Raw genomic sequence first — 12,985 nt, forward strand, 5'->3', positions numbered from 1 at the left:
AGCGGACGGATGGATGCCTTCGGTCGCCGAATTTCATTGGACGAAGCGGCCGCTGTGGTGCAATCCGCGCAATTGCACGGCCCGCTCACTGACGCGCCGTCCGCCATCTTTCACAACCTGCATCTCATGCAGTCGAGGTTGGCCGAACTAAAATCGGCATTCCCCCCCAACACGTTGCACGCGATTGCCATAAAAGCCAATCCGGTGTTGGAGATCCTCCGCGCAGTTGTTCAAGAAGGCTGTGGGTTGGAAGCGGCCAGTATTGAAGAGGTCCAACTGGCCCTCGCCGCCGGATGCCCGCCGCAACGGGTGATCTTTGATTCGCCTGCAAAAACGACGGCGGAGATCCGCCAAGCCTTGAACGCGGGAATTTATCTGAACGTCGATAACTTCGAGGAACTTCATCGGATCGCCACCGAACTGCAGACGCGTGCCTCGAACTCCGTGGTCGGCTTGCGGGTCAATCCTCAAGTTGGCGGCGGTACGATCTCACTGACTAGTGTTGCCAACACCGACTCCAAATTTGGCATTCCGCTCTCCACAAATCGGGCGGCGATTTTGGAGGCATTTGCGAGCCACGCATGGCTCCGCGGCCTGCACATCCATGTCGGATCGCAAGGTTGTGCCATGGGGCTATTGACCGACGCCATTACGATCGCCGATACGTTGCGAAAAGAAATCGAACAGCACAGCGGCCAAGTAGTCACGCATCTCGACATTGGTGGTGGTTTGCCAACGGTGTACCAATCTGATTTGACTGCCCCCACGCCGGCCGAATACGTCGCTGAGATCCGCAAGCGCGCACCGGACGTGTTGTCCCCTGACCTACAACGCATCACCGAATTCGGCCGCGCGGTCCAAGCCAATTGCGGATTCGCTGCCAGCCGAGTGGAATACTACAAACCCGCACAACAGATGGCCGTGATCCACCTCGGCGCGGACTTCTTGCTACGCCCCGTCTATCGCCCAGAGGATTGGCCGCATGAATTTTTTGTGTTGGATGCACAAGGCTTTCCCAAAACCGGTGAGACGCGTCCGGTGACAATCGTGGGACCACTCTGTTTCGGCGGCGACATCGTCGCTCGTGACGTGCAACTTCCGCCAATCGAAGCAGGCGATTGGATCGTGATCCGCGACGTCGGCGCCTATACGCTGAGCATGTGGTCCCGGCATTGCAGCCGCGGCATTCCAGCGGTCATCGGTTATGAACCTGATCGCCTGGATACCATGCAAGTCCTGCGTCCGGCCGAATCGCCGGAGGATATTGTGCGGTATTGGGGTCATGGTGAACAGATCTGAGAGCACGGTTGAAATCGTTGGCCTGAGTATTGTGCTCTATTCCATGTTTTCTTCCGTACTTGACTCAATCCAGAAAGTCTGGTTAACTAACACCCCTTTCGGAAACCCCCTATTCGTCCAGGGGCAAGCAGACAACCAAAACGAGATCGATCCCCACACGTTTTGAGGAGTGAGAGTCCTGCTAAACCAGTTGTTGTTGGGCCAGACAACATACACGGCGGGTGCAATCCTTTCGCCGCAATTCTCTGTCTAATTATTCCGAGCAGCATCAGCGGGTTCTCTTTGACACGATGTCATTCATGAGACACCTTTGAATAGCAACAGCGTGTTGCCACTTTTGGGTAACGCGCTGCTGTCATAAATACCGCGGGCTGCTGCAACTCCTCCAGAGCCTTCGATAAAGGCAAACCCGTCGTGAGGCGGGGACGCAAAGCCATGGGTCTCGCTCCAGAGATTGCCAGGTTCCCGAAAAGGTCGATCCCAACTCAAACCAGTTTGGAGGAATGCAGCAATGCTTTTCCGCGCACGATCAACTTCCATGTCCACGCAACCCCCTGAAGCGGACATCTCCACGCTGTTCTCGCGCCTGATCGGCTGCGCACTTCCCAAGCAACCTCGGCCACGCAATTCTCGCTCCACCGATTCGCTAAAGTTCGAGACGCTGGAAAGCCGGCTCGTTATGTCCGGCAACCTCGAGTTGAATGGCGGAATCGAAGAGGACAATAACACAGGTCACCCTCAGTTATGCGGCTGTGGTTGCTGCGGCGCTGGATACCTCAACGAACTGAACACCCTCGAATTGAACTCGACCTCTGAGGAATCAGGAGACGGAGAACAATTCCCGCTGGAAAGTCTGCCGTTGCTCTCCAGCAATTCCAACGCATCAGTGAAATTGTATCTGGATTTTGACGGACACTTCGAATCCAATTGGGGCTCCTATAGCAATATCACAACGCCGGCCTTTAGCCTGGATGGAGATTACAGCTCGTTCAGTACCGCCGAAATCAATTCGATCACCGAAATCTGGCAACGCGTCTCTGAGGACTATGCCCCTTTTAACATCGACGTCACCACGATTGATCCCGGCGACTTCAGCAACGGAAATGCCCTACGAGTGGCCATTGGCGGCAACAGTAGTTGGTACAGCAGCGGTGCGGGTGGCGTGGCCTATATCAACACGTTCACCAACTCCATCGTGAACACGGTCTACGTGTTCCCCGACAATCTGGCCAAAAACGCCAAATACATCGCCGAGGCATCATCGCATGAAGCGGGGCATGGGTTCGGGCTGAGACATCAAAGCACTTATGACAACGGCACCAAGACCAACGAATACAATCCAGGCAGCGGCGACTGGGCGCCGATCATGGGGGTTTCGTATTACAAAGCGCGGACTACCTGGCACGACGGGACGACAACGTCGGCCAATACATACCAAGACGACATGGCGGTCATTGCACGTGCGACGAACGGCTTTGGTTATCGGACCGACGATCATGGCAACATCAACTCGGCAACGACCTTATCCTTCGCCGGCAATAATGCGACTGCATCGGGCATCATCGAACGCATGAGCGATGAAGACGCTTTCTCCTTTTCGACGACCGGGGGACAAGTGGACTTGTCCGTCAATGTCGCTGAAGTCGGTGCAAACTTGGACTCCGTCATCGAATTGCGGACCGCGTCCGGACAACTGATCGCCACTGCCGATCCATCGGGAAGTTATGGAGCCGTCATTTCGACCGATGTCGCAGCCGGTGATTATGTGCTAGTCGTCCGCAGCACAGGCGAATATGGCTCAGTAGGACAATACACCGTTTCGGCAACCCGCAGCGAATCCACTGCGACGAATGAAATCTTCATTGCAGGAAATACTTCGGTTGCTGCGGGTGGGTTGTACACATTGAACCTCAGCGAAACCAACACCCAATCCTCAACCATCAGTCGTTGGACCATCAATTGGGGCGATGGCAACATTCAGACCATCAATGGAAACCCCAATACCGTCACCCACATTTATGCCGAGGGTCCGAATGCGTTCAGTATTTCCGCAACCGCCACCGACGCTGCAGGCACCTACCAATCCAATACGCTGACCGTCGACGTATTCGATCCCGCACCGGAATTAGCGATATCCGGTTCGAGCATTGTGGCAGAGGGTTCAACCTACGTTCTGGGTCTCTCGGCCGACGGCAGTGGCGCAGCGACGATCACGCAGTGGACCATTAACTGGGGCGACGGCACGATCCAGACGATCAACGGCAATCCCAACTCCACCAGCCATGTCTACGCCGACGGCACTGCCGCCTTCACGATCCAAGCCACCGCCACAAACGCGGCCGGCACTTTTTCCGCCAACGCACTGGCCGTCACGGTGAACAACGTCGACGCCACGTTGAACATTTCAGGAAACAGCTCGGTTGCCGAAGGCAATACTTATACGCTAAGCCTTGCTGATACCGACCCCGGGGCGGATACAATTAGCAGTTGGACGATCAATTGGGGTGATGGCACGATCCAGACCATCAACGGTGATCCGACGTACGCGACACACGTTTATGCAGGTAGCGGTCAATATGCGATCTCTGCCACTGCTAGTGACGAGGACGGCAGTTATCAGTCCAATGCCGTGGCGGTCAATGTCCTCGAAGCGGCTCCGCAATTAAGCATCTCCGGCACGGGAAATACGGCAGAAGGTTCGTCTTACAACCTGACGCTCAATGCTGATGGCAGTGGTGCCGATACGATTACGCAGTGGACGATTAACTGGGGCGATGGCACGATCGAAACCGTCAACGGCAATCCCAACTCGGCCAGTCATGTTTACGCCGACGGTACTGCCGCTTACACGATCCAAGCCACCGCCACCAACGCGGCTGGCACTTTTTCCGCCAACAACCTGGGCGTCACGGTGAACAACGTCGCTGCGACGTTGAACATTTCCGGCGACAGTTCGGTCGACGAGGGTGAAACCTACACGCTGGACCTGTCCTCCACAGATCCCGGTGCGGACACAATCACCAGTTGGACGATCAATTGGGGTGACGGCACGATTGAGACGATTAACGGTGATCCCTCCTCCGCCACGCACGTCTACACCGGTGGCGGTCAATATGCGATCTCTGCCACCGCTAGTGACGAAGATGGTAGCTACCAGTCCAACGCGGTGGCCGTTAACGTTTTGGCGGGGCAGAACATTGCGTCTCCCAGCAATTTAGTCATCACTGGTAAGAGCGGCGCACAATTACAAGTGCAATGGCAGGACAATTCGACCGGCGAAACCGCATTTGTCATCGAGCGGGTCACGACGACATCAAGCGTGCGTTATACATCCGAGTGGGTGACCGTTGGTACAACAGAGGCCAACACGACCAGCTTTACCGATACGGTCCCCAGCGCGGGGCGGTACTTGTATCGCGTTCGTGCGGTGGCCGATGTGGATGGAGATGGGCAATCCGACCTCTTCTCCGGATACAGCAATGAAGTCTATGTCAAATTCAAACCCGGTGAGGTGCAGCAAGAAGTCCCTCAATTGAATATCTCCGGCGCGGGAAACACAGCGGAAGGCTCCTCCTACAACCTAACACTCAATGCTGATGGCAGTGGCGCGGATACGATCCAAAACTGGACGATCAATTGGGGAGATGGCACGGTCGAGACCATCAATGGCAATCCTAACTCCGCCAGTCATGTCTACGCCGATGGGACTGCCGCTTACACGATCCAAGCGACTGCTACCAACGCGACCGGCACATTCTCCGCCAACACGCTGGCCGTTACGGTGAATAACGTCGACGCGACGCTCAATATTGCCGGAAACAGTTCGATCGACGAGGGCGAAACCTACACGCTGAACCTCTCCTCCACTGACCCCGGAGCGGATACAATCACCAGTTGGACAATCAATTGGGGCGACGGCACGGTCCAGACCATTAACGGCGATCCGACCTACGCGACGCACGTTTATGCGGGCAGCGGACAATATGCCATCTCCGCCACCGCTAGCGACGAAGATGGCAGCTACCAGTCCAACGCCGTGGCGGTCAATGTCCACGAAGTCGCCCCGCAATTGAGTATCTCCGGCTCAGGAAATACGGCAGAAGGCTCGACTTACAACCTGACGCTCAATGCTGATGGCAGTGGCGCCGATACGATCACGCAGTGGACGATTAACTGGGGTGACGGCACGATTGAAACCATCAACGGTAATCCCAACTCCGCCAGTCATGTCTACGCCGACGGCTCCGCCGCCTTCATAATCCAAGCGACCGCCACCAACGGCGCCGGCACAGTTTCCGCAAATAACCTGGCTGTGACTGTGAACAATGTCGCCGCTGATTTGAACATCTCCGGCTTCAGTGCGGTTGGGGAAGGTGAAACCTACACGCTGAATCTCTCCTCCACTGACCCCGGTGCGGATACGATCAGCAGTTGGACGATCAACTGGGGTGACGGCACGATTCAAACGATCAACAGTGATCCCTCTACCGTTACACACGTTTACGGGGCTGGTGGACAGTTTACGATTTCAGCGACGGCCAGCGATGAAGATGGTACGTATCAATCCAACTCATTCGGTCTCAGCGTGATTGGAGCGGCTCCGCAATTGAGTATCTCCGGCTCGGGAAGCACCGCAGAAGGTTCGACCTACAACCTGACACTCAATGCCGACGGCAGTGGGGCCGATACGATTACGCAGTGGACCATCAACTGGGGGGATGGCACGATCGAAACCATCAATGGTAATCCCAATTCCACCAGCCATGTCTACGCCGACGGCTCTGCTGCCTTCACGATCCAAGCGACGGCAACCAACGCGGCCGGCACATTTTCCGCCAACGCACTGGCCGTCACGGTGAACAACGTCGACGCTACGTTGAACATTTCCGGCGACAGTTCGATCGGTGAAGGCGAGAACTACACGCTGGACCTCTCTTCCACCGATCCCGGTGCTGACACGATCACCGGCTGGACAATCAACTGGGGTGACGGCACGATCCAAACCATCAACGGCGATCCTTCCTCTGCCACACACGTCTACAACGGTGGCGGACAGTATACGATCTCTGCGACGGCTAGTGACGAAGATGGTAGCTACCAGTCCAACGCGGTGGCCGTTTCGGTTTTGGCGGGGCAGAACATTGCGTCTCCCAGCAATTTAGTCATCACTGGTAAGAGCGGCGCACAATTACAAGTGCAATGGCAGGACAATTCGACCGGCGAAACCGCCTTTGTCATCGAACGGGTCACGACATCTTACAGCGTGCGTTATACTTCTGAGTGGGTGACGGTTGGTACAACTGGGCCCAATGCAACCAGCTTTACTGACACGGTTCCCAGCGATGGTCGGTACTTGTATCGCGTCCGTGCAGTGGCCGATGTGGATGGAGATGGGCAATTCGACCTCTTCTCCGGATACAGCAATGAAGTCTATGTCAAATTCAAACCCGGTGAGGTGCAGCAAACCAGCAATAACGTGGCTGCATTTCAGAGTGATGTAACACCGCCAAGTTGGGAACATTGGGCCATGGCGGCTGAGTCGTCAACAAACTATCAGCCGCTCTTCTCGGCGTCACAGTCCAACGAAATTGATCCCAGAGAATTATTCTTCGCGGAATATGGCAAAGCTGTCCACTAAACGAACTCACCGTCGTACGTCGCTTCAAGCGGGGGGCGAGGTGAGTTGTTCGACGCGCACCTCCATACGCAATAGCTCCACGGGATCGCCGAATTGGGTGTATACGGCCACATCGGCCGCATCTCGGCCATAGGCGATGGCCACACGGCCGCCGTGCAAGCTTTGCTGCGTCGGGTCAAAGGTATACCACCTGCCGCCGACGTAGGCCTCAAACCAAGCATGCAGATCCATCGGCTGCAGCGTCGCTAGATAACCGACCACCATACGGGCCGGGATTGATAGTGCACGACAAAGAGCGATGCCCAGGTGCGCCATATCCCGGCAGACGGCTTGTGAATTTTCATTCACTTCGCAGGCGCTAATGATCTGTTGCCCCGCCCCCGGCGCGTATTGGATCGTCGTGCGTATGTAATCGACGATGGCCTGGCACTGATCGTATCCGGCCCAATGCCCCGCCACGATCTTTGACGCCATTTCTGCGAAGCGATCGGACTCGCAATATCGACTGGGTAACAAGAAGGGCAATGTCGAGTCCGGCAAGTCTTGCACTTCGACAAACGGAGCCCCCGGAGCGGCATCGGACTCCTCGGCCGATTCAATATCGGCGGTTGTACGAATCGAAAAGGGACCAGATGGCCCCACCAACCGTTGGCACAGGTTCCCAAACGGGTCGGTAAACTCGACCGCCGGCACGCTGGGGGAAAGCAGGTACTCTTCGCGGGCGATCCACTGCTGCGTCCCGCTGCGGGGCCGGAGCATCAACAAAAATGGTGTCGCCACCGGAAAGTCGAATTCGAGCAAACAAGATGCGCGCAACCACATGATTTGATCTTTGTTATAGAGCAGGGGCAATGGAGGGCAGGACGCAGGATTGTAGGGAGCAATGCGCTCACTCGACAAGCCCCTCTCTCGCAGCACCGGTGCTTAAAAAACGTGCACGAAATCGTTAGGCAACTGCTCCGGCCGTTATCAATACCACGTCATTCCCGACAAACTCCAATTCCGCATTCCATTGCCTAGCTAGCCAGCGAAAGGTCTCTCGGCAAAAGAAGCTGACATGGGTCGGGTCGTCTTTGTAATGCCAGCCGGCGAATGCGGCTTGGTCGAGCGACAGTTTGGTCATAATCCCCAACAGCCCGCCCGGCTTTACGCAGCTCCAAATCCGCGCCAAATCGACTGCCGGCCGGCAAAAGTGTTCGACGACTTCGCTGGCGGTGACAAATTCGTATTGCTCTGCCAGCGGAGCGTTGTCAGCGGCATATTGGGGGTCATAAATCGCCATCGTATGCCCCGCTTCCTCGAACATCACCGACAGCGTCGGCCCCGGCCCGGATCCAAAATCGAGTCCGCTGCTCGCCTCGGCGACCCTGGCATGAATTGGTTCAAAAACGCGGCTGAGAAACCGCCGATAACCCTCGTCCTCCGGCGAGTTCTGATGCAAATCATACTCCGCCTTCTCCTCTGCGCGCGAGAGATGGTAAAGGGGCGGGACGAAGATCAACTCACAATTCTCGCACCGCAAGTATTCGCGAAACGCATCGGTATGCCAGGGCACAATGCCTGCCGCAGCGCACAGGGGGCAGGTTGTCTGTTTCACAAACTGCAATTCTGTGTCGGTGGGGGGAATGGGCATGCGGCTTGGATCATCGTTAGTTTCTGGATCGGGGAGTTATCGAGCTGCGCGGAGCGCCCTATAGACGGCTGTTGAGAACCGGCCTGGGTTGGCATGGTTGCTGTTGCAGAGAATCACAACGCCATTCCTGGAAGACGGGTAAAGCACCATCCGGCTGCGGGCTTCTGTTTGTGATCCGTTGTGAGAAATCTTGGGTTGCCTATTTTGGACCTCGACGGTTACTCCCAATCCCTTTTTTGTTGCTTGACCATTGTTCGTCCGCTGCGCGGTCCACATGAGTTTGCGGGTCCTGGCTGAAATCAATTCATCGTTCATCACGGCCTGTGCCCACCGCGCGAAATCACGAATGTTCGATTTGTAACCGCCCGCGCCATGCTTCCAGTAATGTGCTTCTTCAGGGGCCGGCAGGACCTGGCCGTTTGAATTCCGATAATAGCCGACGGACCAATTGCGGTTATTCGACTCCGGCACATCCAACTCGAAGCTCGTGAGACGCAGCGGCTGAATGATTCGCTTCTCCAATTGTTGATCAATCGGCTCTTTGCCGGCTGCCTGCACCACGGCAGATAGCAAGACGTAGGCGTAGGAAGAATACGAATATTTCGCCCCTGGTTGAAACAGGAGTGGCGACTTGTCGAACTTGTGGAGTGCATTGACCGGATCGAGATAAGGCAGTTGCTCGCGAAATTTTCGAGGCGTCCCCACAACAGGACCATTCTTGTAGTGTGGGATTCCACTTTGGTGACAAAGCAATTGCCGTGTTGTGATTCGTGATGTCGTCGGTGGATAGTTTGGCAGGTAGTCATGAATATCGGCGCCGAGGTCGAGTTGGCCTTTTTCGATCAATTGCAGGGCCAAAATGGCCATCACCGGTTTGGAGTTGGAAGCCCAGTTCATGACCGTCGACTTGGAGAGCTGTTGTTTGTTAGCGAGGTCCGCATAGCCGTAGCCCTCGGCATGGACGACCTGCCCATTCTGCAGATACCCGACCGCCACACCAACTGCTCCTTGCTTCTTCAGCTCTTTCAGCATCGCCTGCCGAATCATTTGCTGCTGGCGGTTATTGAGTTCCCGTGCCTGCAATGGCAAAATGAACAAAAACAGCAGCGCAATCACGGCAAACGACAAGGCAGTTCTTCGCAAACAGTTCAGCATCATGAGTGTTCTTTTCACAGAGATATTAGGCATGCATGGTGAAGGGCATACCGCTTTCATCGGGGACATTTTTCGCTACTTCCAACCACCTTCAAGGCTTCGCCGGTTCCACCGGGGGGCGGTGGGGGGCGATTTGGGCTTTGAAGTCTCCCAGGCTGTGCCACAGCAGCGGTTGATTGAGGTCGACTTCGGCGACGGCGACGCTGCCCCACTCCTTGCCCTGCGCTAGCAGCTTGCCGTCTTGGCCGTAGACGGCCGAGACCATCCAGTTGGCGGCGACGTCGGTGTAGGTGCTGCTGATCACATAGACATGGTTTTCACAGGCGCGGGCGGCGCCTAACATCGGGTTGCAACCCCAGACCGGCCAGGCAATCACCTCGGCCCCGCGATTGCTCAACTCGCGGGCGACTTCCGGGAAAAATCCGTCGTAACAGACCATCATGCCCACTTTGCCGAAGCGCGTGTCGAAGACCGGATAGTCGTCACCCGGCGTGATCCCACCTTCGATCTCACCGCGGGGCAATGTCACCTTGCGGTATTTGCCAACCACTTTGCCATCGGGACCAATCAACACGGCGACGTTGTAGACAAGATGCTCGTCACGTTCCATCAGGCCCGCCACAATGTACAGATCATGTTGCTTGGCCAGTTTTCCAAAGTATTTCGTCGACGGGCCGGGAATCGGTTCCGCACTGTCGGCATAGGTGCCGCCGGTCCCATAGAAGGTCAGCGTTTCGGGCAAGACGACCAGATCGACGTCTTGCTGCGCCGCCTTTTCAATCAACGGCTGAAACAGTTGGCACTTCTGGGCACTGGTCGTGCCCTCTTTGGGCTGGTAGTGCACAGTTGCCAGTCGCACCTTGCGCGGTTTCGGCGCTGTTGTTGGTGTGAGCTGCACGTCGGACCATTCCACGCGGCCTTGAGGCGCCCAGCGGTAGGACAACTCGATCACCGCTTGCGTCGCTTCACTCGGAGTACGATACACGGCTGAGACGGTCGTCCAACCGTTTTCGTCGGTGCTGCGATTGGGAGGATATTCCGGTTCGGCGCGGGGACGCGTGCCGGGATTGTAGGAGGCTGTTGAAATCACATCGTGCTTAACCGGGCGGCCTTGTGAATTTTGCCACAACACGCGGGCCACAATCGCTCGCCGGGGATTCTCGATGCCATCCACCTGAAACCGTGCAGAGAATTCGTAATATTCGCCGCCGGTGACGTCTCGTGTGGTTTCCCACCAACCGAACAAACCTTTGCGCTGATCGGCGGTAATCACAAAACTGCCCTTGCCGCTTGGTCCTCCTTCAGCCAGATACGAAAACGCGGGGCGAATTTCCTCGCGCGGCGATTTCGCCGCCCACCCGTCTGGAATTGCATCATCCGCTGCCGAAAGAGATCCGGTGGTCAGTAACAACGCTCCGAGCAATCCCACGGCTAATCTGCAATGCATCGTCGTTTTCCTGTAAGAAGTTCAGGCGAGGTTTTCAGCGCGAGCGTGGCTGTCGGTTTCGTATTTCTTGAGAATAGCCGAATCTTGCCGGACGTTCCATGACGGTTTCGGTTTTCGACAATCCAAAGAATTCTGCCACGGAGAAGTATTTCTCGCACGCGTGATGTTACAATAATCGCCAGCGCCGCTCTGGGCTCGCGCGGTTTGCATCAACATCGACTCCTCACGAATCCTTCAGTTGGAATTTGACCTATGTTTCGTTGTTTTCTGTGCGTCGCTGCTTGCGTCTCTTTCATCACCATCACAACTGCGCACGCTGAAGAACCGGTTGATATCGGTTCGCGCCGCGAGCCGTTGGTGGATCGCGCGTTGATTGATTCACTGGATGGGAAAGCACAACTCAAACTGCATCACCCCCAGCCACGCGAGATCGCTATCACCTTCGACCAAGTCTGGGAAGGCAACGCCAGCGGATATCCGACCGTCTTTCAGGATGGCGACATCTACCGCATGTATTATCGCGGTCATAAATACCTGATCGACAAACCGCCGTTGCGTCAGGCGCAATCCGAGGCGGTCTGCTATGCCGAAAGCGATGACGGCATCCACTGGACAAAACCGAATCTCGGAATTCATAAATGGCCGGGAGTCGACGACGACAACAACATCATCTGGATGGGCTCACCCGAAGCGCATAACTTTGCGCCGTTCAAAGACACCAATCCCAACTGCCCCCCCGAGCAACGCTACAAGGCCATCGGCGGCACCGTCACCAGCAAAGGGCTGTGGACGTTTCAATCGGCTGATGGGATTCATTGGGAGCGGCTCAGCGACGGACCGGTCGTCACCAAGGGGGCGTTTGATTCGCACAACACCGCCTTCTGGGACCCGATTCATAACCGCTACACGATGTACGTCCGCTTTTTCAGTGAAGCAAAATTCAAAGGCTTGCGGCTGATCGGCGTGTGTCATTCCAAAGACTTTGCAAACTGGAGCGAGCCGGTCGGGTTGGAGTACCCCGGTTCGCCGCCGCAACAGATGTACACAAATCAAATCCTGCCCTACTATCGCGCGCCACACATCCTCGTCGGCTTCCCCACCCGCTACGTCGCCCGCCCGCTCACCGAGCACGTGCAACAACTCCCGCCGTTGGATCTGCGTAAGCAACTGATCAAGGTTTACGAACGTTGCGGAACGGATCTTACCGACGGGTTGTTCATGTCCAGCCGTGATGGGTTGGATTTCAAACGCTGGGACGAAGCGTTCCTCCGCCCCGGCCCGGAAGCCGAGGGGCGTTGGATCTATGGCGACAACTATCAAAGCTACGGGCTGTTCGAAACGAAATCCGAACACCCAGGGCTGCCAAATGAAATCTCCATGCACTTCGATGAAGGAGCCTGGCGCAATAAATCCCGCCGCATCCGCCGCTACACTATTCGCCTCGACGGCTTCGTCTCGCTGAATGCCCCGTACGCGGGCGGGCAAATGACGACCAAACCGCTGACTTTCACCGGCTCACAATTGATACTGAACTACGCCACCTCCGCCGCCGGTAGTTTGAAAGTTGAACTTCAAAACGCCGACGGCACGCCGATTCCTGGTTTTACCCTGGACGAATCGGCGGAGCTCTTTGGCGACTCCACAGTGCAGGTGGCGAGTTGGAAAAACGGTGCCGATGTGAGTTCTCTCGCCGGCAAGCCGGTACGGTTGCACCTTGAACTCATGGACGGGGACCTGTACTCGTTTCAATTCACAGACGGCGACCAACCGTGATTGTGGGAGGTCGCTGCGGACTTGGGAGTTCAACGTTTCA

Annotated in this window: 7 protein-coding genes and 1 riboswitch; of the genes, 3 read left to right on the forward strand and 4 right to left on the reverse strand. The window is 56.2% G+C overall.

Translation table 11 applies throughout. The features are described 5' to 3' along the window. Window positions 1-9: 9 nt before the first annotated feature. Complete coding sequence (locus Mal52_RS19760) at window positions 10-1,299, forward strand: type III PLP-dependent enzyme domain-containing protein (protein ID WP_145378240.1); 1,290 nt, start codon at window positions 10-12, stop codon at window positions 1,297-1,299. Between the two features lie 392 nt (window positions 1,300-1,691). Beyond that, a riboswitch (cyclic di-GMP riboswitch) is annotated at window positions 1,692-1,769 on the forward strand. Between the two features lie 68 nt (window positions 1,770-1,837). Next, on the forward strand, window positions 1,838-6,937 hold the full coding sequence (locus Mal52_RS19765) for a PKD domain-containing protein (RefSeq protein WP_145378242.1): 5,100 nt from the start codon (window positions 1,838-1,840) through the stop codon (window positions 6,935-6,937). A 24-nt stretch (window positions 6,938-6,961) separates the two neighbouring features. Here the strand turns inward: Mal52_RS19765 and Mal52_RS19770 are convergent, their stop codons facing one another. The 4 genes from Mal52_RS19770 to Mal52_RS19785 all read right to left on the reverse strand — a co-directional run bounded on the left by Mal52_RS19770 (window position 6,962) and on the right by Mal52_RS19785 (window position 11,172). Then, entirely contained in the window at window positions 6,962-7,759 is a 798-nt protein-coding gene (locus Mal52_RS19770) for a transglutaminase domain-containing protein (protein WP_145378244.1), read from the reverse strand. Window positions 7,760-7,883: 124 nt separating this feature from the next. Then, window positions 7,884-8,570: a class I SAM-dependent methyltransferase gene (locus Mal52_RS19775; RefSeq protein WP_145378246.1), complete on the reverse strand. Its 687-nt coding sequence runs from the start codon at window positions 8,568-8,570 to the stop codon at window positions 7,884-7,886. 36 nt (window positions 8,571-8,606) lie between these two features. Then, complete coding sequence (locus Mal52_RS19780) at window positions 8,607-9,728, reverse strand: serine hydrolase domain-containing protein (RefSeq protein ID WP_197534344.1); 1,122 nt, start codon at window positions 9,726-9,728, stop codon at window positions 8,607-8,609. Window positions 9,729-9,816: 88 nt separating this feature from the next. Continuing rightward, window positions 9,817-11,172 (reverse strand): carbon-nitrogen hydrolase family protein, encoded by a 1,356-nt coding sequence (locus tag Mal52_RS19785; RefSeq protein ID WP_145378250.1) that lies wholly within the window; start codon window positions 11,170-11,172, stop codon window positions 9,817-9,819. Window positions 11,173-11,424: 252 nt separating this feature from the next. On the opposite strand from Mal52_RS19785, the gene Mal52_RS19790 reads away from it, so the two are divergent. Beyond that, a complete protein-coding gene (locus tag Mal52_RS19790) occupies window positions 11,425-12,945 on the forward strand; it encodes a glycoside hydrolase family protein (protein ID WP_145378251.1) in 1,521 nt (506 codons plus the stop codon). The last annotated feature ends 40 nt before the right edge of the window (window positions 12,946-12,985 follow it).

It is taken from the genome of Symmachiella dynata (genome assembly GCF_007747995.1).
GTDB lineage: Bacteria > Planctomycetota > Planctomycetia > Planctomycetales > Planctomycetaceae > Symmachiella > Symmachiella dynata.

Coding starts and splice junctions, on each gene's coding strand:
- Mal52_RS19760 (WP_145378240.1), top strand. CDS start 10: ATGGATGCCTTCGGTCGCCGAATTTCATTGGACGAAGCGGCCGCTGTG.
- Mal52_RS19765 (WP_145378242.1), top strand. CDS start 1,838: ATGTCCACGCAACCCCCTGAAGCGGACATCTCCACGCTGTTCTCGCGC.
- Mal52_RS19770 (WP_145378244.1), bottom strand. CDS start 7,759: ATGTGGTTGCGCGCATCTTGTTTGCTCGAATTCGACTTTCCGGTGGCG.
- Mal52_RS19775 (WP_145378246.1), bottom strand. CDS start 8,570: ATGCCCATTCCCCCCACCGACACAGAATTGCAGTTTGTGAAACAGACA.
- Mal52_RS19780 (WP_197534344.1), bottom strand. CDS start 9,728: ATGATGCTGAACTGTTTGCGAAGAACTGCCTTGTCGTTTGCCGTGATT.
- Mal52_RS19785 (WP_145378250.1), bottom strand. CDS start 11,172: ATGCATTGCAGATTAGCCGTGGGATTGCTCGGAGCGTTGTTACTGACC.
- Mal52_RS19790 (WP_145378251.1), top strand. CDS start 11,425: ATGTTTCGTTGTTTTCTGTGCGTCGCTGCTTGCGTCTCTTTCATCACC.